12 protein-coding genes are annotated in these 23,847 nt (G+C 66.4%); 6 read left to right on the forward strand and 6 right to left on the reverse strand.

The window, feature by feature from the left end:
* Positions 1–161 precede the first annotated feature (161 nt).
* The 6 genes from pglW to ACTRO_RS25925 are packed head-to-tail and all read left to right on the forward strand — an operon-like array spanning position 162 to position 18,798.
* The gene (gene pglW / locus ACTRO_RS25900) at positions 162–4,748 is read left to right on the forward strand and encodes a BREX system serine/threonine kinase PglW (protein ID WP_211244411.1); all 4,587 of its coding nucleotides are present in this window, start codon (positions 162–164) and stop codon (positions 4,746–4,748) included.
* Positions 4,745–8,461: a BREX-2 system adenine-specific DNA-methyltransferase PglX gene (pglX, locus tag ACTRO_RS25905; protein WP_034267095.1), complete on the forward strand. Its 3,717-nt coding sequence runs from the start codon at positions 4,745–4,747 to the stop codon at positions 8,459–8,461. The genes pglW and pglX overlap by 4 nt, the downstream gene beginning before the upstream one ends.
* The gene (gene pglY, locus ACTRO_RS25910; RefSeq protein ID WP_034267098.1) at positions 8,461–12,360 is read left to right on the forward strand and encodes a BREX-2 system ATPase PglY; all 3,900 of its coding nucleotides are present in this window, start codon (positions 8,461–8,463) and stop codon (positions 12,358–12,360) included. Before pglX ends, pglY begins: the two co-directional genes overlap by 1 nt.
* Complete coding sequence (gene pglZ, locus ACTRO_RS25915; protein WP_034267102.1) at positions 12,357–15,299, forward strand: BREX-2 system phosphatase PglZ; 2,943 nt, start codon at positions 12,357–12,359, stop codon at positions 15,297–15,299. Before pglY ends, pglZ begins: the two co-directional genes overlap by 4 nt.
* On the forward strand, positions 15,299–16,654 hold the full coding sequence (gene brxD / locus ACTRO_RS25920) for a BREX system ATP-binding protein BrxD (RefSeq protein WP_157436449.1): 1,356 nt from the start codon (positions 15,299–15,301) through the stop codon (positions 16,652–16,654). Before pglZ ends, brxD begins: the two co-directional genes overlap by 1 nt.
* On the forward strand, positions 16,651–18,798 hold the full coding sequence (locus ACTRO_RS25925; protein ID WP_034267108.1) for a DEAD/DEAH box helicase: 2,148 nt from the start codon (positions 16,651–16,653) through the stop codon (positions 18,796–18,798). The genes brxD and ACTRO_RS25925 overlap by 4 nt, the downstream gene beginning before the upstream one ends.
* 61 nt (positions 18,799–18,859) lie before the next feature.
* Here the strand turns inward: ACTRO_RS25925 and ACTRO_RS25930 are convergent, their stop codons facing one another.
* The 6 genes from ACTRO_RS25930 to ACTRO_RS25955 are packed head-to-tail and all read right to left on the reverse strand — an operon-like array spanning position 18,860 to position 23,847.
* Positions 18,860–21,316 (reverse strand): LysM peptidoglycan-binding domain-containing protein, encoded by a 2,457-nt coding sequence (locus ACTRO_RS25930; RefSeq protein WP_084316527.1) that lies wholly within the window; start codon positions 21,314–21,316, stop codon positions 18,860–18,862.
* On the reverse strand, positions 21,313–21,792 hold the full coding sequence (locus ACTRO_RS25935) for a pilus assembly protein TadG-related protein (protein ID WP_051451395.1): 480 nt from the start codon (positions 21,790–21,792) through the stop codon (positions 21,313–21,315). Before ACTRO_RS25935 ends, ACTRO_RS25930 begins: the two co-directional genes overlap by 4 nt.
* Positions 21,789–22,250, reverse strand: coding sequence for a TadE/TadG family type IV pilus assembly protein (locus tag ACTRO_RS25940; protein WP_051451396.1), 462 nt, complete (start codon positions 22,248–22,250; stop codon positions 21,789–21,791). The genes ACTRO_RS25935 and ACTRO_RS25940 overlap by 4 nt, the downstream gene beginning before the upstream one ends.
* Entirely contained in the window at positions 22,247–22,660 is a 414-nt protein-coding gene (locus ACTRO_RS25945; protein WP_034267116.1) for a TadE/TadG family type IV pilus assembly protein, read from the reverse strand. Before ACTRO_RS25945 ends, ACTRO_RS25940 begins: the two co-directional genes overlap by 4 nt.
* 29 nt (positions 22,661–22,689) lie before the next feature.
* Positions 22,690–22,929, reverse strand: a complete 240-nt coding sequence (locus ACTRO_RS25950; RefSeq protein ID WP_034267118.1) for a hypothetical protein — start codon at positions 22,927–22,929, stop codon at positions 22,690–22,692.
* Positions 22,930–22,947: 18 nt separating this feature from the next.
* A complete protein-coding gene (locus tag ACTRO_RS25955; RefSeq protein WP_051451397.1) occupies positions 22,948–23,847 on the reverse strand; it encodes a type II secretion system F family protein in 900 nt (299 codons plus the stop codon).

Here is a 23,847-nt window from a genome sequence, read left to right on the forward strand (position 1 = left end):
TTGGGGAAGTCGCGCCACTGAAGGCGAGGACGACGGCCCGGTGGCGGGGCGTGCGCAGCCGGTGAGGTCCGCAACTAGCCTTTTCCTGCGCGATAGGCTAGTGATTTGGCAGGTGACCGGCGATGGAGCAGAGGGGTGCGGCTATGCGGGACGGCCGGTGGGTGACCGTCACCGAGTCGGCGTTCCAGCATGAGCGGGAGGGCCTGGAGTTCGTCAAGAACGGGCTACCGGACGCCGCGCCGTACCGAGCGTGGTCGAACTTCACGTTCACTGCGAACACCGGGCACGTACGCGAGGTGGACCTGCTGGTGGCGTGCCCTTCGGGTCTGTATCTCATCGAGCTCAAGGATTGGCACGGAAGACTGGAGACGGCCGGCTCCGGGTGGGTGCAGCACACCCCGAGCGGGCACGAGCGCTCGCACACGAATGCCGTGCACCTGGCTAACCAGAAGGCCAAGGAGCTCAGAGGGCTTCTGCAGGACGCGCTGAACCGGTCGGGCGGCCGTGCACGGGCACCGTACGTCTCTGAAGCGGTCTTCCTGACAAGCCCTTCACTGAACGTGCGCTTGAGCACGAATGATGTGCTCAAGCTCTACGGCAAGGACGGCAGCACGCAGGCCGGGACGCCACTCCAGGGCATCCTGGATCTCTTGACCGGGCCGGGTGGGGGACGCGGTGCCATCGACGTCGCCATGTCGAACAAGCTGCCGGATCTCCTCAATCAGATCGGGATCGGGAGGTCCGCCGCCGAGTACGAGGTCGGCTCCTACCAGCTCAAGCCCAGGCCATTCGATACCGGTGAGAACTGGGCCGACTACCTGGCCTCCCACAAATCGTTGCGCAAGCTCCGTAGGGTACGCATCTATCTGCGTGAGCGAAATGCTGATAAATCGCTGCGCGAGTCGGTGAACCGAGTAGCGGAGCGCGAGGCCAAGGTTCTGCAGGGGATTCTGCACCCGGGACTGGTGCAGCTGGAGGACTACTCCGAGAACGGGCATCCGGCCGGCCCCGCCCTGATCTACGGTTACCACCCCGAGACGCTGCGTCTCGATGAGTACATGGCCCGCTACGGCGAGCGCCTCGACATGCTCACGCGGTCCCACCTGCTCCGCCAGATCGCCGAGACGATCAGGTTCGCGCATGGCCGCCGTGCCTTCCACCGCACGCTGTGTGCGCGCGCCATCCATGTGATCCCAGGACCACGCGGCAAAGGTTCCCGGTCTGAGGGCAGCGACGAGGAGTCGTGGCTTGCTCCGCGAATCCAGATCTCCGAGTGGCAGACCGCGGTTCGTCGGTTCACCGCGGGCTCGACCGCAGTCGCGACAGGTCGGCGCGGCATCACCAAGGACCTGGAGGCCGTTCCGTCACATCAGGAGCTGTCGATCGACACGGCCGCTGAGGCGTATCTCGCGCCTGAGCTGACAGCGCGCGACCCCGATCCGATCGCCTTGGATGTGTTCGGTCTCGGAACCCTCGCATACCTGCTATTCACCGGAAAACCGCCGGCTGCCAGCCAGGCCGAGCTGATCGGGCGCCTGGCCGGGGAGAGCGGGCTGTCACCGTCCTCGGCAGTCGACGGCCTTCCGGATGACGTCGACCTTCTCGTACAGTGCGCCACAGCCTACGACCCGCTGCGGCGGGTGCGTACCGTCGATGAAATCCTTGAACTGCTCGACGACATCGACGACCGGCTGACTGCTCCTGAGGCGGTGGCCGAGCCGGCGCAGGAGGACCCGGACCCCCTCGAAGCGGTGAAGGGAACCCTCCTCGCCGACCGATTCCTCGTCGAGCGTCAGCTGGGCATGGGCTCTACCAGCAAAGCGCTGCTGGCGAAGGACACCTCACGAGACGGCGCGCTCGTGGTGCTGAAGGTCGCCCGCTCCAGTAAGTACGAGGCGGCGCTGCGGCGGGAAGCGGATGTGCTCGGCAAGCTGCGCAATGACTCGCGCATCATCAGATTGGCTGTGCCGAACCCGATCGAGCTGGGCCGGCGCACGACCTTGGTGCTCGAGCATGCGGGTGAGAAGACCGTTGCCCGGCAGTTGCGCGAGGACGGCCGGCTCCTCACGGACCAGTTGGAGCTCTACGGCGACTACCTCTTTTCAGCCGTTGACTTCCTCGAAAGCGAGGGCGTCTGGCACCGCGACGTGAAGCCGGACAACATCGCGATCCGGGTGATGTCCAACGAGACCAAGCGGCTGGTCCTGTTCGACTTCTCGCTCGCCGGCTACCCGGTCGAGCAGATCAAGGCGGGCACGGAGGGCTATCTCGATCCCTTCCTGGGCTCGCTCAAGCGGCCGCACTACGATCCCCACGCCGAACGCTACGCCGTGGCCGTGACCCTGCACGAAATGGCCTCGGGCGAACTGCCCGAATGGGGCTCGGGCAAGGTCGATCCGAAGCAGACCGACCCGGAACAGGAGCCGTACCCGAAGATCGCTTCCGAGGCTTTCGACGCCTCGATCCGCGATGGCCTCACCCGGTTCTTCCGCAGGGCTCTGCATCGCGACACCGCTGAGCGGTATCCGGACTTCAAGGCGATGAGCGACGACTGGAAGCGCGTCTTCCTTCTCGCGGATCAGCCGGTTGCCCGGCGCGGCAGCGGCGGTCACACGTTGCATCCGCAGACTGCGACCACTTCGGAAAAGGTGGCAGCGGCGGAGTTGGGCGAGTTGCCGCACTCGGCGCAAGCCGAGGAGGTGACAGCCGAGACCGCGTTGCTCACCTCCGGACTATCGCAGCGGGCCTCCTCATTCTTGGCCGGCCTCGGTCTGACGACGGTCGGTGAGTTGCTCGGCTACGCTTCGCCCGGCCGTCTAGTCAACAAGCCCGGCCTGGGCGCGCGCACCCGCGACGAGATCAACGCCAGGATGAAGCACTGGCGGCTGCTGCTCAACGCCACCGAACCGAGGGACACACCCGAGCCTGCGCCACTGTCGCCGGAGAATCGAAGTGTCGCAGAGGCCGAGTTCAAGCAGGCCCTTCGCGACCAGTCGCCGGACGCCCTGCGCATCTTGAGTCTGGACGTTCTCGTCGGCAGGCTCGTTCCGCTCCTCGACGACAAGGGCGGGAACGCAACGGAGGTTGAGGCGACTCGACTGTTGCTGGGGCTTCCCGACGAGCGCGGTACGCGGCCGCGCGGGTTGTCGGCGTGGCCGAGGAACGTCGAGGTCGCCGTAGCCGTCGGCGTGAGCGGCGGCCGGGTCGCACAGATCCTCGGCAAGCAACGCAAACTCTGGGCGAAGGACAAGGCCATCCGGGAGTTGCGGGCCGAACTCGTCGAGCTGCTGTCCGATCTCGGACGTGTCGCCTCGGCGACGGAGCTCGCCGGCCTGCTGATCAGGCGCCGCGGCACGATGCAGAACGCTGAAGGCGTCAGGCAGGCGATGGCGCTGGCAGCGGTTCGGGCGGCCTACGAGGCCGACTGGCAGGGGGACACGCGGCGATTCGGCCTGCGTCAGCATGGAGAGGCGGGAGCACAGATCACGCTCATCGCCCTCGAAGTGGACGAGGACAACGATCCGGCAGACACTCCGCCTGGACCGGCTCTGCTCGACCTCGCCGACCGCCTCGGCAAGGCGGCCGACGGCCTGGCCGCGCGTGACGCCCTCGCGGCCCCGACCACGGTCCTGGAAGAACTTGCCGCCGCAATGACCGGGTTCGTGGAATCGGCGCGGGGATGCCCGGTCGTTCTGACGGAGTCACGCCTGGTCACACTGTCGACGGCGGCCTCACGCGACGCCGCGTCGAATGCCCGCTACGAAATCTATCCGCGCGACCTGGAGCCTGTGCGCGCCCTGCGCCTTTCACAGGCCGGCCTGGTCGTTCGCGGCGCAAAGAACTCGAAGAGCAACGAGCCCGGGCTGACCGCCAAGACGGTCCAGGATCGGGTGGCTGCCCGCTTCCCCGGCCTGACGACCCGCCTTCCTGAGAAGTCGACCGATCTGGCGAACCTGCTCAATCAGGCCGGGTTCGACGTCGAACAGAAGACGCTCAAAAACGGCGACGTCGTGTTCGTCGCCCGCGCGGGGGACGTCAACGGCACCGATACGTTCCGCAGCGGCCACTACGCCACCGCGCTGCGCAGCCCGAGTAGGCCTCGTGAGGACCAGTGGACAGCGAACGACCCGGCACGCGCAGCCGCGCATCGAACGGACGCACAGTTGACGGAGGCGAAGCAGAGCGGCGGCTTCCGCGCGCTCACGGTGAAGGTGGCGAGCTACAACCTGGCCCGTCAGGCACTGGCGACACGGTACGACGCGCACGAGGTGAATGTCGCAGCGCTGTTTCTGCAAGCACTGCACGCGCGCGTCGATAGCAGGCCGAAGCCGACCTGGGAGACGATCCTGACTGCGGCGAGCGCGGAGCTGGGCAGCCGTGCCGCGGTTAAGTTCGCGGAGTACGCCGCGAGTGCGTGGAGTGACGTCGAACCGGTATTGGCCAGCGTGGCAGACGGTAATCTGGGACGTCCTGTGCTGCTCGCGGACGCCGAGGTGCTGGCGCGTTTCGGTGGATTCGGTCTGCTCGGGCGGCTGATCGAGCGAAGCGAGTCCGGCGGCGGCGCGCTGTGGCTGCTGTGCCCGGCCGAAGACGCGGGCAATCCGCCCCGTCTGCATACGGAGATCGTCAGGGTGCAGGCAGGTTCGGGCTGGATCAAGCTGATGGACGAGTGGGCGACCAACAAGCACCGCGGTGCGGACGGCGCTGTCGGTGTGGAGAACGAGACGGTAGGTGGGCGGGACAAGTGATTGACCGGGCGAAGCTGCTGGTAGACCTGAAGAACCAGGTCAAGCTGGCCGAAAAGGACCTGACCGCGCAGATCTCGGAGGTCGAGGGTCTCGAGGCCAAGCTCAAGACCGAACACGCCGTCGCGTTCCGTATCAAGCGGACCAACGACAGCTGGACGATGTGGCGCAAGGAGCGCGTCACGCAGGCTGCGGTGGCGTGGGTGCTGGGAACGGTCTTCGTCCGGTTCTGCGAGGACAATGGACTGCTGGGGGAGGAGACGGCCTACATCGCGGGGCACACGGCCGACCAGCTGACCTTGGCGCAGGAGTCGCAGACGGAGTTCCTGGCCCAGGGCGAGGGAAAGGTGAACCCGCGCGACTGGCTGCTGACGGCGTTCGCGGACCTGGGGGCGGGCGATGCCGGACGGCTGATGTTCGACCCGCAGCACAACCCGCTGTACGAGATCCCGCTGTCGCACTTCGCGGCAAAGGCACTGATCGACTCCTGGCGGACGCCGGCGGCGCCGGGCTCGGACACGGCGGTCGTGCACGACTTTTGCGACGAGGAGTGGAGCACGCGGTTCCTGGGTGATCTGTACCAGGATCTATCGCAGGAGGCTCAGGACAAGTACGCACTCAAACAGACCCCTGAGTTCATCGAAGAGTTCATTCTCGACCGGACCCTGAAGCCTGCGATCCGGGACTTCGGGTACGACGTGGTGAAGGTGATCGACCCGACGTGCGGGTCGGGCCACTTCGTGCTAGGTGCGTTTCAGCGGATACTGAAGGAATGGGAGCAGAAGTCCCCGAACCTGGACCGCTGGGCCCGAGTCCGCAAAGCGCTTGGCGCAGTGCACGGTGTGGACATCAACCCGTTCGCGGTCTCGATCGCGCGGTTCCGGCTGCTGATCGCGGCGATGAAGGCGGCAAACCTCAAGACTCTAGCTGAGGCCGTCAATGGCGAGTGGCCAATGCACCTGGCGGTCGGCGATTCGCTGATCAAGGAGCGTTGGCGAGCTGACACGCTGTTCGGGGGGCAAGAGAGCGCAGACGAGCTCGCTCTCTTCAAGTACGCATTCGAGGATGTGGATGACCACCCGGGGATCCTCGAGGAGGGCCGGTACCACGCGGTCGTGGGAAACCCGCCCTACATCGCGATCAAGGATGCCAAACTGCGCGAGCTGTACCGGGAGCTGTACAAGAGCTGCACCGGCAAGTACGTGCTGACAGTGCCCTTTGCGGAGCGATTCTTCCAGCTGGCGAAGCCTGCGGGGACGGACAACAAGCCGGGCTACGTGGGTCAGATCACCGGCAACAACTTCATGAAGCGCGAGTTTGGCAAGGGACTGATCCAGGTGTTCCTCGCGCACTCGGTGGAGCTCACCGAGGTTATCGATACCTCGGGCGCGTATATCCCTGGACACGGGACCCCGACAGTCATCATGATCGGCAAGCGACGCTCTGGGCAAGGGCGCCAGGAGAAGGTCCGGACCGTCCGTGGCATCCAAGGCGAGCCCTCGGCCCCCGCAGATCCGGCGCAAGGACGAGTGTGGTCGGAGATCCGCGATCATATCGACGAGCCGGGTTTCGTGGGTGGATTCGTCTCGATCGAGGATTTGGATCGTAAGCGCTACTTCGGGAAGCATCCTTGGATTCTGGCCGCAGGCGGCCTGGAGTTGGTAAACGAGATTGAAAGGAGTGCCACAGGGCCGCTGGGCGCTATTGCCGACTCGGTCGGGATCGTCAGCTTTACGCTCGAGGACGACCTTTATGTGTTACCGCCACGCAGCGCAGGCCGTAACCGTGTGCCGCAAGATCTGGTCCGGACGATGGTCTTAGGCGATGGGATTAGGGACTGGGCTGGGGAACATGATAGTGCTGCTCTTTTCCCCTATGGGTCTGACTTCAAGCCTATTGTGATCGACCATGAACCCGGCCTCCTGCGTTATATGTGGCCTGGTCGGACAAACCTGGCCAACAACATCCTATTCGGTGGTAAGACGAAGATTCAGGGCGGTCTGCGATGGTATGAATACGGCCGTCTGACGTCGAGCAAGCTTAAGACGCCGTTGACGATCACTTTCGGTGAAGTGGCGACACACAATCACTTCGCGCTCGATCGGGGCGGGAGTGTATTCAATCGGACCGCGCCCGTCATCAAACTGCGGGCCGGCTCAAGCGAACAGGATCATCTCGACGTGCTCGGCGTGCTTAATTCGTCGACTGCATGTTTCTGGCTGAAGCAAATGTGCCAGGACAAGCCGAGCAATGGCATCGGCCGCAGTGTCGAATCTGAGAAGTGGACGGCTCGATTTCAGTTCAACGCAACAAATGTTCAAGACCTTCCGCTGCCCAAGGTGCTTCCGGGCGTCCTAGCTGCTGAACTTGACTCCTTAGCGCGACAGCTTGCCGCCGTGAGCCCTCGTGCTATCGCCAATGACTCGGGCACTCCCCTTACTGCTGTCCGCATCAAAGCTGCGAAGACCGAGTGGGACAGTCTTCGCGCTCGTATGATCCTATTGCAGGAGGAGCTCGACTGGCAGGTTTACGGGCTCTACAACCTGTTCCCCGAGGGCCACAACGCTTCCGACTACCTCGCTCCCGAAGGCTCGCTTCCCGAATCCGGTCTCCTCCACGGCCAGCGTGCCTTCGAGATCATCCTCGCGCGTCGCGTTGATGCTGGGATCGACACCGACGAGTGGATCCGGCGGCACCGTTCCACTAAGACCACTGATATTCCCGCCGAGTGGCCCGAGGAGTATCGCGCCATCGTCGAGCGCCGCATCGAGCTCATCAACGCCCAGCCGAAGAGCTTCGGCCTGCTCGAACGTCCCGAGCACAAGCGTCGCTGGTTGTTGGCGACTAGCAGCCAGCCCTGGTACTGGGAAGACCAGAAGCATGCTGCGCTCCGTGACTGGCTTCTCGACCGGATCGAGCAGCGTCATCTCTGGTACGCCGTGGATGCCACGGGCACCGAGCAGCCCCGCACGTGGACCCCGTCCGAACTCGCCGACGAACTCGCCAACGACAAATCTTTCGTTGATGTCGCTGAACTCTACGCCCCCGGCGAGCATCTCTCGGCCCTCGTCCCCGAGCTGATCAAGCAGGAGCAGGTCCCCTTCCTCGCTGCCCTGCGATACAAGCCGTCCGGCCTCGCGAAGCGCGCCGTCTGGGAGTCCGTCTGGGAGCAACAGCGCCTCGAAGACGCTGAGCCGGACGAGCTGAAGAAGCGCAAGATCCGCGACGCCATCCCCGTCCCGCCCAAGTACGTCACCACCGACTTTCTCCAGCCCTGGTATGCGGCCTACCGCGGTGGGCTCGACGTGCCCAAGGAACGCTTCATCTCCTACACCCGTACCCTCGGCGACATCGAGGTGCTCGGCTGGGCCGGGTGGGATCACCGGGAGCAGGCGCAGGCCCTGGCCATGCTGGTGGTCGACCGAATGCAGAACGCCGGTTGGTCCGCTGTCGAACTGACGCCCTACCTGGCCGGTCTCCTCGAGCTCGAACCCTGGGTCAAGCAGTGGCACAACGAGCCACTTGACCCGTACCCGGGCACGCCGGCCACCTACTTTTCCAGCGTGCTGGACCAGTTCCAGGAACAGCTGGGTCTGACCGACGAGGACCTGAAATCCTGGGTTCCCGCCGCCAAGTCCCGAGCTCGTGCTGCCAAGAAGACCGTCGCGAAGAAGACCGCCCCCGCGGACGAGACCCTCGAAGGAGACGCGTCGTAATGCCTGTCCGCCAGCCGCTGCTGCGCGAGGTCATCGACATCCCGGAACGGGTCGATGCAGGGAATCTCGTCCTCAAGCTGACCGAGGCGCTTCGCGATGAAGAGTCCTTGCGCGAAGCACTCGGCGACTACGTCGTCACGGATAAGCTCGTCGACAACTTCGGCGAGGGTCTGGACCTGATCAAGTCGGCGCTGGACTCGGGTAAGTCCAAGGCCGCGTACCTCCACGGTTCCTTCGGCTCCGGCAAGTCGCACTACATGGCCGTTCTCTACGCCCTGCTGCGCAACTTGCCCGACGCACGCGCCATAGACGCGTTCGCGCCGCTGCTGCGTCGGCACGACGACTGGCTCGGGACGAAAGAATTCCTCGTCGTTCCGCTGCACATGCTCGGTGCCAAGTCGATAGAGCAGCGGGTGCTAGGCGGCTACGTCGAGCATGTCCGAAAGATCCGCCCGGACGCGCCGATCCCGCAGGTGTACCGGACCGACGCGCTGTTCGACAACGTGCGGCAGATGCGGGCACGCCTCGGTGACGTCGACTTCATCAAGGGCCTGTCTGATGAGGGCGCGGCGGAGGCCTTCGACGACGAGTGGGGCGACGACGCCTGGGCGTGGACGCCGGAACGGCTCGACATCGCCCTGTCCGCCTCCCAATCAGACAGCCTGGACACACTCGACCTCGTCAACCCGACGTCGCCCGAGGAACTGCGCGCGAAGCTAGTCACCGACATGCAGCTGACGTACGCGCCTGGTTTCTTCAGCAACGCCAGGGAGGACGAGACCGGCTTCATCCCGCTGGACCGCGGCCTGTCCGTCATCTCGGCACACGCCAAGGAGCTTGGCTTCGACGCGCTCGTGCTGTTCGTCGACGAGATCGTGCTCTGGCTCGCCCAGTCGATCCAGGACGAGAAGTTCGTCGGCCGGGAGGCCGGCAAGATCACGAACTTCGTCGAGGGCAGCGGTGCCGTCCGGCCGATTCCGGTGATTTCGCTGCTGGCTCGGCAGCGCGACCTGCGCGAGCTGGTCGGCGATGAGCTGAGTGCAGGTGCCGCTGAAGTCTCCATCCAGGACACGCTCAAGCTCGCCGCCGGTAGGTTCACGCAGATCACGCTCGCCGACACGAACCTCCCCGAGATCGCAAGCAAACGGCTGCTCAAGCCCAAGGGCGGTCACGAGGCCGAGATGGCGGCGGCGTTCCAGAGCATCAAGCGCATCCAGCCTGCCGTGTGGGACGCGCTGCTCGGCGACAACGGCAGCAGTACGACCGGCGCGGACGAGAAATCGTTTCAGCAGTCCTACCCGTTCACTCCCGCCTTCATGGACACCCTGGTCCGCATCTCCGACTCGCTGATGCGCTCGCGGACCGCTCTGAAGCTGATCCAGCAGATTCTCGTCGAGCAGCGCGAGACTGCGAAGCTCGGCAACATCATCCCGCTCGGCGATCTGTACGACGTGATCAGCCGTAGCGGCGACGAGCCGTTCATGGAGGATCTCAAGGCTGAGTTCCACAAGGCTCAGGCGTTCTACCGACAGGAAGTCACTCCCTATCTGCTTGGGGAGCACCAGCTCACCCAGGAGGACGTCGAGCGGTACCTGCGCAGCCCGCAGGACGTCGTCCCGGAACTAGCGCGGCGCGCCGAGCAGTACCGCACCGACAATCGGCTCATCGGAACCCTGCTGCTCTCCAGCCTCGCTCCGGCGGTCCCCGCGTTCCAGAACCTGACTGTTCGCCGCCTCACCGCGCTCAACCACGGAGTGGTCGCTTCGCCGCTGCCCGGCTTGGAATCCGGGATCGTCCAGGAGAAGCTGGCGCGCTGGGCTGTGGCCTTGCCTGGGATCCGAGTCAGCGACGGCGAGAGCGACAAGGTAGTTTCCCTCAAGCTCGTCACCGTCGACTACAAGTCGGTCCTGACCAAGGCTGCGGGCGCCAACAACGCCCAGAATCGCCGTTCCCTCATGGAGCGTCTCGTCCGCGAGGAGTTGGGCCTCAAGGAGGCCAAGGGGGACCGGGCCATCGTCGATACCCTCGACCTGGTCTGGCGTGGTTCGGCACGAAGCGTCGAGGTCGTCTTCGGCAACATCTTCGACCCGGCCTCCCTCGCTGACGGCCAGTTCGCTCCGATGGAGCCGGACCGCTGGCGCTTCGTCATCGACCTGCCGTACGACGAGAAGGGCAACGGCCCGGCCGACGATCGATCCCGCGCATACGGGATGAAGGAACTCCTCGGCAGCGATACCCGCACGGTCTGCTGGATCCCGGCACACATGACCAGGGAGCGCTTCCGGGAGTTCGAAGAGCTCACCGTCATCGACTACGTCCTCGCTGGGCAGCGGTTCGAGTCCAACGCGAGCCATCTGTCCCCGGACGACCGCGTGCGCGCACGCACGGAGTTGGAGAACCAGAAGTCAGCTCTGCTCGACCGGGTGCGCAAGGTACTCAAGCAGGCCTACGGGCAGGCCGATCGGACCACCAGCGACGTCGACGACTACGACGACCATCTCGTTCCGCTCACGACCGTCGCTCTCAAGCGCCCCATGGGTCTGAACCTGGACGAGGCTCTGCGGGCGCTGGCCGGCCAGTTGCTCGCCCGGCAGTTCAGCAAGCACCCGGATCTCGGTCCGGACCTCGTCCGTGACGCCGATATCCGCGCTGTCGCGGGATTCATCCGCAAGGCCGCGGAAAACCAGGAGACCCCGAACCTCGCCGAGGTCCCCACCCGTGCCGAGCGGGACCTGATGCGCCGCATCGCTGATCGGCTGGGTATCGGCACGGTGAACGAGTCCTACTTCACCCTCGGCACGCACTGGGTCGACGAGTTCGAGCCCAAGGCCAAGCAAGCCGGTGGCGCGCTCCAAGTCGCAGCGATGCGCTCGTGGATCGACGCGGACGGGGACTATGGCCTGGACCCGAAGGTGGCGAACCTGATCCTCGCGGCCTACGCGGAGCGGACCGACCGCGTCTGGTACCACCATGGCGGCCTGGCCGAGCTGACCGACGTCACGAAGCTGAACGCCGACTGGACTCTTCGCGCGCAGCCGCTGCCCTCGCCGGAGGACTGGGATGAGGCCCGGGTGCGATCCGAGACGATCTTCGGGATGCGGCCCACTCCGAAGCTGCGCCGCGCCCGTATCGTTGCCCAGTTCGCCAAGGTTCTGACTGCCGAGGTGGCCAAGTACCAGGGCCCGGCGATCGCGTTGGCGCAATCCCTGGAGCTGCACGCCCGGGACCTCGGCCTCGACACCACGGCGAGTAGCGGCCGGCTGAACACGGCCAGGCGCGCCGTCGAGATGCTCAAGTCCCTGAGCCAGGACGCGATCGGTCCGGTCACCCTCGTCGAAGCTCTGGCGAACGCCGACCTCGGCGGCCCCGCGGAGCGTCTGGGCAAGTCGATTCGCAGCGCGCACGAGGTGGCGTCCGCGATCCAGGGCACTGCGTGGGACTTCCTCAAGTTCGCGCGCGACCTCGACGAGCCCTTCGACCTCGAGGCTGCTGAGATCTTCAGCACGCTGGGCAGTGCGGCCAATGCGGACGAGATGACCAACCCGATCGCGCCGGTCCTGGACCGGACTCGGCGCGATGTCCGTGCCCTGCTGGAGCGGGTGAACAACGCCAAGCGGCAGCCCCAGCCCAAGCCGCCGACCCATGGCACCGACGGCCAAGGCGGAGGGCAGTCGAAGCCGACCATCGATATCGGTACTTCGGGGCACGATTTTCCGGACACCGGCAAGCCGGCCGGCCGCGGGCCCGAATCATCCGGCGCATCCGGACGCAGCGGGAGCCGAAGCTACGCGGCTCGAAAGTTGGTCTCTCAGGCCGAGTCCGAACTCGCCGAACTCCTCGCTTTCGCGAAGGCGCACCCGAACGCACAGATCAAGGTCACGTGGGAGGTGGTCGAATGAGCATCGCCTCCGACACGTCGGCGCCGCGTGCTGCCGCACGTCCGCTCCACCTGGCAGCTCTGCGCCAGCTCCTGCTGAACAGGCGGCTGCCCCAGGACGATGAGCCGCGCGTCTACCTGGTGCGCGGCGCCCCGTCGTGGAACGGACCCGCCACGCTACCCGGACCGGACGGTCATGATGTCCGCATTGCCACGGCGGTGTCTCCGCTCGAGGTCTGGGAGCTCATCGTCCGACACGCCGAGACGCGGGACGAGTCGCTCCTCGCGATCATCACCGACGCCGAGGAGCACGACCTCGGTCCGAACGTGCTCGCGCACGTTTTCCGGTACCGGGTGCTGATCACCGACCTCTGGGAGGCCGTGCGCCAGGCGTCCGGCGCGACCGGCCTCGACCCTCGGCTTGCCGACGAGGGCTGGGCTGCCGAGGCACTCCTCGACTCCGGCGTCGGCCGTGATCAGAAACTCGTCGGCACGATTTTGTCCAAAGACACCGCACTTGCTCACCTCGCGGCGCGCCGTCTGTCCACCGCCGCGTATCCGCTCGACCCGGCGGGCCTTGATTTCCGGGTTCTGCTCAACTGGACCTGCGCCCCCGACGGCGTGTCACGTCTTGACGCGCTGCGCCCCGCCGAGCGCCGGGGCCTGACTCGCTGGTTGGCCGAACGAACCGGCCAGGCAGGTAAGGTCCTACTTGCCTTGTGCGAGAGCGGGTCCGGTGAGCAGTCCGTCCCGATCGGCCTGCTGTACAGCGCCTTGTGGCTCCCGCACGCGCCCGCGTCGAGCGATCGGGCCAAGGGCCGCGCCGAACAATTCTTCCGGGATGGCACGCCGTCCGACGGCGAGTTGAGCACGTATGGCCAAGCAGTGGCCGAGTACGTGCGCACGCGGCTTGCCCGAGTCGTCGGCGAGCTGGATCCCGCGACGAGGTATCTTCTGGACCGCGCGGAAAGCCTGGTACGCCAGTTCGGCGCCGAGGATGCAGCTGCTTTGAGCACGTTGCTTCCCTCCGGACTCGATGCGCGCTTCACGGCTGTCGCCAGCGCGTTGGAGACCTGCCTGTCGACGATCGGCTCGACCAGGGCCGAGCACGAGCTCGCGTTCTCAGCGCTCAGGCATGCGCTCGATGACCTTTCTTCACACGCTCTCGCCCGCTTCGACACGACTCCGCAGCGGGTCGAGACGGTACGCATGGCGGTGCGGCTGACCAGTTGGCTCGCCTGCGACCCGCGTCCAGACTTCGCCACGGCGCCTCAGGCTCTCGACCGCTTTGCGGCAGATCACGCATGGGTCGATCACGCCCTTGGATACGTCTTCGACGGCGATGACACCGACGCGCAGCTACAGGCGGTTTTCCGCAAGCTCTACGGCGCTGTCCGCGACCGACGCCGCGCCATCGACCGGGAATTCGCCACCAGACTCGCCGAATACACGGCGGACGGGTCCATGTCCGGCGAAGAACTCACTGTGGAGTCCTTCGCGCGGCGTGTCCTGGCTCCCGTGGTCAAGAGTGCGAAAGCCGACCAGCCCGAGTCTGCTACGCCGTTGCTGTTCCTCCTCCTTGACGGCATGAGCGGCGCGGTCGCCACGGGCCTGGCGCGTCACCTGCGCCGGCAGTGGATCGAGTACGATCCCGTGCCCGTTCCGACTGGTCAGGCCTCCGGCTCTCACCCGCGTCGTCACGCCATGTTCGCGGCGCTGCCGACCCTCACCAGCGTCTCGCGCGGTTCTCTTTTCTCCGGATCCCTCGCCGACATCAGGCAAGATGAGGAGCGCCGCAGATTCGAGAAGCACGACTTCTGGAATCGTGCGGCGGTGCGCCTGTTTCACAAGGCCGACTTGCGCGGCCTGGCTGGCTCCGTGCTGGGAGACGAGCTCACCGATGCCCTGAGCAGGCCCGAGGTACACGTTGCCGTCGTCGTCAACACCATCGACGACCGGCTCAAGGAGGAACGCCCGGTCTCCGCCTGGACCATAAGCGAGCTGTTGGGTGTGGAATCGCTGCTCACGATGGCGCGCGATACCGGCCGCGCCGTCGTCATCGCCTCCGACCACGGACACATGCTGGACCGCGGCGCCCGCAAGACAGGTGCGAGCGACCCGCTCTCCGCACGGCACCGCACCATCGATGGAACGGTGGCTGACGGCGAGGTCCTGTTGGCAGGAACGCGGGTGGTCACCGGATCCGGCGAGATCACCGCGCTCTGGGACACCGAGCTGCGCTACACCGATCAGAAGGCCGGGTACCACGGGGGTGCATCTCTCGCCGAAGTCGCCATCCCGGTGCTGGCCTTCCTCCCACACGGAGCGAACGTGCCCAAGGGCTGGCGTGAGCTTGGGCCGCAGGAGCCGGCGTGGTGGATGGATGCCGAGTCTGGAACACGCCTGAGTGACCTGTACCAAACCGACGAGGACGCCGGCGAGGGCTCGCCCTTGCAGCAACTGGCGCCCGTTAGCCGCCGCCCCCGGGGTCGGAGCAAGCAGGTCGAGGGCCAGCAGGCGATGGACCTGTTCCTGGAACAGCCAGTCGACTCGAGAGCTGGCCGGACCGATCCGGTGTCCGAATCGAGCGCCGACCGCACCGCGAAAGTCGTCGGATCCACGTCTGGATCGCGCCCATCCCGGCACAGCGCGCTGCTCGCGGCCCTCCGCGATTCCGAGCTCTTCGATGCCCAGCTCGGCGCGCTGCCGCGGCCCGAATCCGCAGATGCGATCGAAGCCGCGCTGCTCGCACTGCTGGAATCAGGCGGGGTGGCTCCGCTGAGCTTCGTCGCTCAGCGGGCGAACAAGCCGGCCGCCCGTGCCGCCGGGTTCGCTGTGACACTGCAACGGCTGTTCAATTACGATCAGGTCGAAGTCCTTGAAATCATCGACGGCAATCGGATGCTGCGCTTGAACACCGAGTTGCTACGCCGCCAGTTCGACCTACCCGGCGCCGGCTGATGACCGCATCCACCAAGCCCGACGCCGCGCTCACCCCGGCACGGCGCCGCGAGATTGTCGACGCACTGCGGCGCGGCGCTGTCCCCGAGGTCGGTCTCGGCGCTCTCGCCGTCGGTTTATCCCGTTTCGAAGCCGCTGTCGATGTCGAACTCGACACGGCTGCGGCCGGGGGCGCCGTCTTCAAGGCCGTGCGCGGCGAATACGGCTCGGGCAAGACCTTCTTCACCCGCTGGCTCGGCGAACGCGCCAAACGCCGTGGCTTCGCCGTTGCGGAAGTACAGGTCTCTGAGAACGAGACTCCGCTGCACAAGCTGGAAACCGTCTATCGGCGGTTGTGCGAACGCTTGGCCACTTCCAGCTTCCCGCCCAGCGCCTTGCGCGCCGTCATCGACGCCTGGTTCTACGCTCTCGAAGAGGACTCGCTGGCTGCAGGTGCTTCGGAAAGCAATCTGGTAGCGGCAGTCGACGAACTGCTCGCTACGCGGCTGGCCGAGGTGTCGCGTACCGCCCCGATGTTCGCTGCAGCATTGCGCGGCTACCGCACCACACGCGCGGCGGGAGACGATGCTTCCGCCGATGCGGTGCTCGCATGGCTCGGCGGGCAGCCGCACGTCGCCGCCTCCGCGCGCAAAGCGGCCGGCGTGCGTGGCAACCTCGACCACTTCGGCGCACTCGGCTTCTTGCAAGGACTGCTCACCGTCCTGCGTGACTCCGGCCATGCCGGCCTCCTGCTGGTTCTCGACGAGGTCGAGACGCTGCAGCGGGTGCGCGCGGACGCACGAGACAAAGCGCTCAATGCCCTGCGTCAGCTGATCGACGAAGTACATTCGGGCCGATTCCCCGGACTGTACCTGGTCATCACCGGCACTCCCGCGTTCTACGACGGCCGACAAGGCGCCGCGCGCCTGGCTCCCCTGGCCCAGCGCTTGGCCACCGACTTCAACACCGACCCCCGGTTCGACAACCCGCGCGCCGTCCAAATCCGGCTTCCCGGTTTCGACGAGGGCAGCCTTGTCGAGCTCGGCAGCCGGGTCCGCGACCTCTATCTCGGCGGAGCCTCGACGCCTGACCGCATCACCGAGCTCGTCGATGCCGCCTACCTCGATGATCTGGCCAAAGCTGTGACGGGCGGGCTCGGCGGCCAAGTCGGAATCGCACCGCGCCTCTATCTGAAGAAGCTCGTCGGGGACGTGCTCGACCGCGTCGATCAGTTCGAAGACTTCCGTCCTCGCGAACATTACGCTCTGACTCTCGGTAGCCAGGAGCTGACCGCAGTGGAACGCAATGCCGCAGCCGGTGGTGCGACCGGTGGTGCGACCCCCGGCATGGACGACGTCGAACTCGACTTGCCGTGAACGTCGCGACAGACGAGCCGACCGCGTGGGACCGTTTGCAGCCCTCCCTCGTCCACCACATCGTGAACTCTCTCGGCTGGCCGTCCCTCCGGCCTCTGCAACAGCAAGCGATCGACCCGGTCATGAACGGCGACGACGCGTTACTGCTCGCCCCGACTGCGGGCGGCAAGACCGAGGCCGCGATGTTCCCGATGCTCAGCCGCATGGTTGCCGAGCAGTGGACGGGGACCTCGGTCCTATATGTGTGCCCGCTCAAAGCACTGCTGAACAATCTGCTACCACGCCTGGAGACGTACAGCGACTGGGTCGGCCGTACCGCCGCGCTCTGGCATGGCGACACCACGGCGGGCGCGCGCCGCAGAATCCTGCGGGAGCGTCCCGACGTCCTCCTGACCACCCCGGAGTCGCTCGAAGCGATGCTGGTGAGCGCGAACGTAGATCACCATGCGTTCTTCGGTGGAGTGCGATCCATCGTCGTAGACGAAGTACACGCCTTCGCCGGCGACGACCGCGGCTGGCATCTTCTGGCTGTCCTCGAACGCGTCACTCGTGTCGTCGGCCGCCCGATCCAGCGCGTCGGTCTTTCCGCCACGGTCGGCAACCCGGGTGACCTGCTGACCTGGCTTCAAGGTGCCGGAGCGAATTCGAGGCCGGCCCGCGTCGTCGTCCCCAACGCGTCGGCTCGACCGGCCGGGCAACCGTCTGAACCGCCGCCCGGCGACATCGCCCTCGATTTCGTCGGCACGATCTCCAACGCCGCGACCGTGATCGAGAAGCTGCACCGCGGCGAAAAGAGGCTCGTCTTCTGCGACTCGCGCACACTCGTCGAGCAACTCGGCGCGGCCTTGCGCGAACGTGGTCTGACGGTGTTTTTGTCTCACGCTTCTCTTTCGTTGGACGAACGGCGGCGCTCAGAGACAGCATTCGCCGAAGCCCGCGACTGCGTGATCGTATCGACCTCCACCCTGGAGCTCGGCATCGACGTCGGAGACCTCGACCGTGTCATCCAAGTCGGCGCGTCCGCCACAGTGGCCGCGTTCCTCCAGCGCCTCGGACGCACCGGTCGGCGCGCCGAGACTATCCGTAACTGTCTCTTTCTCGCCCTTACGGAGGAAGACCTCGTCCAGGCGGCCGGGCTGCTCACCCTCTGGGCCCGCCACTGGGTGGAGCCCGTCGTCGCGCCGCCGGAGCCCCGGCACATCGCCGCGCAGCAGTTGCTCGCCCTCTGCCTGCAGGAACACCAGGTGGGCGGAAAGCTGTGGCCCGAGGCTTGGAACGGGCTTGCAGGCTTTGGATCGGGGAACGGGCCGATCGTGAGCCACCTCGTGGCTGGTGGCTACGTCGACTCCGACGATGGCATGCTGTTCATCGGTCCCGAGGCCGAGAAGCGCTTCGGGCACCGGCACTTCATGAATCTCACGGCCGTCTTTACCGCCGCGCCCCAGTTCACCGTTCTCAGTGGTCGGCGCGAGATCGGCCGCACGGATCCTTCGTTGCTCACGGACAAGGTCGCAGGGCCCAGACGGCTCCTGTTAGCTGGCCGCAGTTGGCAGGTCACGTATATTGATTGGGTCCGCAAGCGCTGTTTCGTTGACCCTGTCGATTCCGGTGGCCGTGCCCGGTGGATTAGTCCAGGTTTGAGCGCGCGATCATTCGACCTCATGCGCGCAATGCGGGAGGTACTTCTCGGTGCGGATCCACCGGTCAAGCTCTCACAACGTGCCGTCACGCGCCTCGATGCCGTACGCGCGGACGCAGCCGATGTCGTTCATGCCGACAGTACCGTCATCGTGCGCCGTGATTCGGGCGATCTTGTCTGGTGGACTTGGGCAGGGATGAAGGCCAATTTGACGCTTGTTGCCACGCTCGGAGGGCTGGCCGACCCCAATCAGCGCTGCGACGACATGGCGGTGAGGCTGCGTGCTGACTTGGTTCCGGATCAACTCCGCGCAGGGCTGCAAGAGACTGCCGGGATGCTAGTGCTTCCAGATGTTGATCCGCGCGCTGTGCGAGGCCTCAAGTTCAACGAGGCCCTTCCTGAACGACTCGCTACTTCCACTCTCGCGGCACGTCTCGCAGATTTCGAGGGGGCTCAGAGGGTTCTGCGCGAGCCCTTCCGGTTCAATAGCTCGTCCGGCTCTTAAGCTACTGGCGACAACATAATCTTAGCAGATCAAGCTCTATCGAGATTCGGAACAGGCCAGCTCAAGGAGTAGGCAACTGGGTGGCAACATGGAGAGCGGCTGCTCGGCCATCGAGGTCATTACGCGCGGAGGTGAGCCACTCCAGGTCCTTCTCGGGCAGGCCCTCGGCCAGGCTTCCTCGAAGTAGCGCGAGGGCCTGAGCGGCGAGTTCGGCCTTACGGGCGTGGAAATGCTCGCGGCGCGCAACGGCTTCGAGCTGGCTGAAGGCGGCGTGGTCCATGGTGACGAGCTTCGGGTTGAAGCGGTAGAGGCCGTGCTCGGTGCGGATGATCGGCTGGGCTTCGCGGCCACTGGCTGCCACGAGGTCCGGTGCGAGCTGCGCGATGGAACGAGTGAGGAACTCGCGGACGCGGTGGATGGCGGTGTTGGCACCGCTGGTGTTGTGCGAGTCCCAGATCTCCGCCGTGATCTGTTCGAGTGTTCGGCCGCGCGGGTGAAGGGCGAGGTAGACTAGCAGTTGCGCTTGGCGGTATCCGGGGCACGCGAGGGTGTCGCCGTCGGTGTTGGCGATTTGCAAGGGACCGAGAATGCGCAGTTCGAGTGGGCGCGCGGTCGTATGCGAACGGGGAGCAGGCGGCGTGACGCTGGCGCCGGCGAGGTGGTCTTCGTCGGCGGGTTCAAAGTCGTGCTGGGCTCCGCCGGCGCCGCCGGGTTCGCGGCCTTCTCCCAAGGCTTGGCTTGGGATGCGCGGCTCGACCTGTTGGCCGGACCTGGCGTTGTGCAGCACTTGGTAGATGTCTGCCGCGCTGGCGCGGGGGAGCGTGTGCAGGCGGGTGCCGGTGAATGCGGCGGCCCGTGGTCCGCTGGCTTTGTGCGGCAGGCCGTTGTGGTCGATCTCGACGACGGTAGGCGAGAGTGCTTGCACGTGGCTTGCTGTTCCGAGGAGCAGCAGAGCGAGCCGATCGTTGCGGCCACCGAGCACTTTGGTGATCTGTGGTGTGGTGACGTCGCCCGCTTCTGCGATGAGGAGGGTTGTGCCGTGTGCCGCGGTCGGCGGCGCATCGGCGGCCTGCTGGAGAGCTGATGCCGCGTCGGGCGCGAGGCTCAGCCATCCGGGATCAGTCTTGTCGTCCTCCGTTGCGCCGATGAGCTCGTGGGCAAGGCTGGCGGTGGTGATCAGTCGGTGTGAACCCTCGGGGGCAAGCGTGCTGATGGCGAGCGCGGCCGCAGCTTCGCATGCACCGGGTCCGTGGTAGACGGTCAGCGGCAGTTGGCCTGGGTCGAGGACTGCTTCGTCGACGCCGTCGCGGGTGGTGCCGTGGATGATCTCGCTGGGGCGTGGGGTGTAGAGCGGCGGAGGGCTGGCGCCAGGGAGTTCGAGCTCGGGGTCCCAACCTGCTTCCGCGGCGTTCTCAGCCTGGCCGGCGATCGTGGCCATGGCTCGGGCGACGTCCGGAATTTCCGCCGTGCGACCGGCTCGCAGCGCCCGACGGCGGAGGACGACGCAGGCGGTGGCGACGGCGGACAGGAGGGTGATCCCGACGTATCCGCCACCGCTGAGATGCCATCCGGTCGTGAACGGCACGGCATGGGTGGGGCGGTTCGTGGCGGCGGGCGCCGGGATGTCCGGGTCGGACGCGCCGGGTGCTGTCGCGCCGGTTCCGGCCGTTACGGCCCGTCCGGGGCCCGGCACGGTGGGGGCAGCGGTTTGCGGGCCGGGGCGGCCCACTGTGCCCGCTGTGACCCCACCGGTGGTGGCCGGTGTGGTGACAGCCGCGTTCGGCGAAACGGCGGCGCCGTTGGGCGCCGACCGGACGGTGCCTGCGGCGGGATCGTCCGCCGGATTGTCGGGGATGGTCAGCTTCCAGCCGGGTTGGATCAAGTCCGGGTTGTTGAGTTGGTGCCCGTCTGGCTGCGAGCGCTGTTGGTTCGCCGCATAGATCTCGGGCCAGTCCTGGCCGCGGCCGTAAGCACTCTCGGCGATAGCCCAGAGCGTGTCGCCGCGTTCGACGACGTGTCCTTTTCCGGGCGTGATGGTGTGGAAGTCAGCGCCAGCAACGTGGTTCGCGCGTTGGCCACGGCCCTGGAACTCGACGGCGTGCGCCTGCTGGCTGATTGCTGCATGTGCGGTGCCGGAGTGGGCCTGGGCGACCGATGCGGCGGCGAGGGCGACGCCGTTGACGGCGGCTGCCGGAGTGAGGCGTAGCAGAAGCCTGGGAAGGACGGTCGTGGGAATCCGCAGCAGCGTGCACAGTGTGTGGAAGAGGACGATGAGCGCCAAAGGCGCCCACAAGAGCCACCCGATATCGACCACCAGCTGCACGAACAGATCGACAGCGGAGGACGGGTCAGTGAGAAGAGTGTTCGACCACAGCTGCGCCTGTTGTGCATAGACGAGCGTGTGCAAAATCGGATTGCCCATTGCGTCCGCGAACCCTACGGGCGCGGCCAGGACGACGAGGTAGACCACTGCGGTTGCGGCCCGCTGTGGCGAGCTGGATGGCTGGGCTGGAGTCATGGGTGTGCTCCTCCCGTGCCGCGCAGGTGTGGCACGTTGATATCGCCGGGGTTGGCGATGCCGGAGACCAGGGCGGCGGTGCCGGTCGCTGTGGCCGTGAATTGGTGGAGCCCGAAGAAGCTGAGGATGCGGTTGTGATAGACGTGCCGTGCCTGGACGACGACGTCGTGACCGCGCACGGTGGTGCTGCCGGTGTCGCCTTGGTCGTGTAGGTAGGCCACTGCTGCCGCAGCTGCGCGGGCCGGGTCGATGACGAGAGTTCCGGCGCGGAGGCTGTCGGTGTTCAGTTGCTGTGCGCCGGTTCGGGCGGCTTGCTGGGCTTGTTCGACGGCGGCGGCTTTCGCGGCGAGGGTCTCGCCGACATCGACGAGCAGGCCGATGGCGAGCAGGACGGCGGTGGAGGCGATGAGGAAGAAGATGGTGGCCGAGCCGCGTTCTGCGTCGTCCGGCGCACTGTGGTCGGCGTGTTTGCTCATGGGGTGCCGCCCGGGGCGTAGACGTCGCGGGGCGAGGTGGCTGACGCGCTGATCGTCTGGTGGCCCGGGAACCCGGCGACGAAGAGGTCGCCGAGTCCCACGGTGCATGACACGTCGGCGGTGACGGCGTCTGCGACTGGGTCGCGAGTGAGGCTGACGCGTGGGGTGGAGCATCCGTGTGTGCCGGCGAGGATGAGGCTGGCGGCCTGGCTTGCTCGGGCCGTGTCGCCGTAGCCGGGGCCGAGGCTCGCGGCCCGGGCGGCCTGTTGTGCCGCCTGGTCGACTAGGTCACGGACGTGAGCTTGGCGGATGAAGCCGGTCGTGAGCAGAAGGAGCATGACGGCGAGCGGGACGACCGCGATGACCATCTCGAGGGTGACGGAGCCGCGCTCGTCGCGGTGCCGATGGTGGGCGGTCGTGCTGCCAGGCTCTGGGGGAGAACCCCGATGGGTCGTCATCCGCCCGCTCCGAATCGCTCGACCGGGCCGGAGTCGGTCACGGTGATGGTCTGCGTGTAGCCGAGCAGGCTGACGGCGCTGCCGGTGACGGTGACGCTGGCCTGGTTCGCGCTGCGGCGGACTGTGACCGCAGGATCGGTGAGTGCTTGGGTGAACTGGCCGAGCATCTCCACTGCGAGAGCGCGTGCTGATGTCGGGTTTCCGTTGTACGCCTGGGCTTCAGTGAGCGCATCGTCGGCGGCGAAGGACGCGGCTTCGCGGGCGTAGCCGGCCAGCGCGAGTTGGATCGCACCAAGGGTCAGCGCAACCAAGGTGGCGGCGACGAGCGTGAACTCAAGCGTGACTGAGCCGCGCTCGTCCCCAGCCTGTGGACGGCGTTCGCGGCGTCTGGTCGCGTGCAGGAAGGGCATGTCGACGTGCTGTTCCGGAGGCGTCGGGCTCAGAAATTGAGCCCGTTGGCCTTGTCGGTGACCTTCTTTGCGATGATCGCGATGACCGCAACGGCGAACAGGACGACGGCCGCGACGACCACGATGAACTCGGTGGAGTAGCTGCCGCGTTCGGCTTCAGTGTCGGCGTGTTCTGCTTGCTCTGCTGACCATTCGGTGATCGTGTCGACGATGCGCCGGACGCGGAGGAGAAGGCTCAGAGCGGCGTCGGCCGGGTTGTAGCGGTTCATGGTGGTTTTCTCGCTGTTCTAGAGGGATTGCAGAGCGGTCGAGGCTGCGGGGAAGACGACGAAGAGTAGGTAGCCGGTCATCAGCAGCGCGACGGGCAGAGCGGTCTTTTCGGTGGTGGCGGCTTCGGTTGCTTCCCGCGCGGACAGAAGGCGGAAGCGGAGGGTGGCTGCCTTCGCGGCGAGTGTGGCGCGAAGGCGTGCGCCCTCGACGCCAGCCAGGTTGACGGCGGCGGCGAGTTCCTTGAGCTCTGCGACGTCGGCTCGGTGGCCGAGGTCGGCGAAGGCGTTCCAGACCGGGGTGTGCGCGGCGTTCGCGTAGGCGAGCGCGCCACGCAGTTGCCTTGGGGAAGGTCCGTCGCCGGCGTCGGCGGCCGCGGTGAGCGCTTCTTCGAGCGATGAGCCTGCGGCCAGACAGATGGAGGTTAGTGACAGGAAACTGCCGGTCGCTTGGCGAAGTGCCTCGCGGTGCTCTGCTGCCTCGGCTTTGAGACGCTGGTTTGGTGCGGTGAACCCGTAGAGCGCCGGGATCACGATTGCGAGCGGCATGTAGGTGGTCGGGATATGGAGCCCGCCGAGGGTGAGGGCGGATGCGAACAGCATGCCGAGCACCCCGAGCGCCGCGGAGGTGGCGATCTGCGTTGCGAGGTGTGTCGCCACGTCTCGTTCCAGCAGGTCCAGGTCTTTGCGGCGGGCCGGGCGAGGCAGGCCGAGCCGCTGGGCGAGCGGTACGAGCGGTACGGCGGCTCGGGTGAGCGGACCTGAGTCGATCGTCACTGACGCGGCGGTGGTCCGCTTTGCCGGCGCATACGGTTCGGGGGTCGCGTCCGAAAGCTGCTCCGTGCGACGGGGCAGGATGCTGCCGACCGCGAAGGCCAGACCAGCGCCGATCGACGCGCCGCAAACGGCGAGAGCGAGCAC

Source organism: Actinospica robiniae DSM 44927 (assembly GCF_000504285.1).
GTDB classification, from domain to species: Bacteria; Actinomycetota; Actinomycetes; order Streptomycetales; family Catenulisporaceae; genus Actinospica; species Actinospica robiniae.

Bases quoted from the DNA above. Each gene is read 5' to 3' on its own strand.
- brxD (WP_157436449.1), top strand. From the start codon at position 15,299: ATGACCGCATCCACCAAGCCCGACGCCGCGCTCACCCCGGCACGGCGC.
- ACTRO_RS25940 (WP_051451396.1), bottom strand. From the start codon at position 22,250: ATGACGACCCATCGGGGTTCTCCCCCAGAGCCTGGCAGCACGACCGCC.
- pglZ (WP_034267102.1), top strand. From the start codon at position 12,357: ATGAGCATCGCCTCCGACACGTCGGCGCCGCGTGCTGCCGCACGTCCG.
- ACTRO_RS25945 (WP_034267116.1), bottom strand. From the start codon at position 22,660: ATGCCCTTCCTGCACGCGACCAGACGCCGCGAACGCCGTCCACAGGCT.
- ACTRO_RS25950 (WP_034267118.1), bottom strand. From the start codon at position 22,929: ATGAACCGCTACAACCCGGCCGACGCCGCTCTGAGCCTTCTCCTCCGC.
- pglY (WP_034267098.1), top strand. From the start codon at position 8,461: ATGCCTGTCCGCCAGCCGCTGCTGCGCGAGGTCATCGACATCCCGGAA.
- ACTRO_RS25930 (WP_084316527.1), bottom strand. From the start codon at position 21,316: ATGACTCCAGCCCAGCCATCCAGCTCGCCACAGCGGGCCGCAACCGCA.
- ACTRO_RS25935 (WP_051451395.1), bottom strand. From the start codon at position 21,792: ATGAGCAAACACGCCGACCACAGTGCGCCGGACGACGCAGAACGCGGC.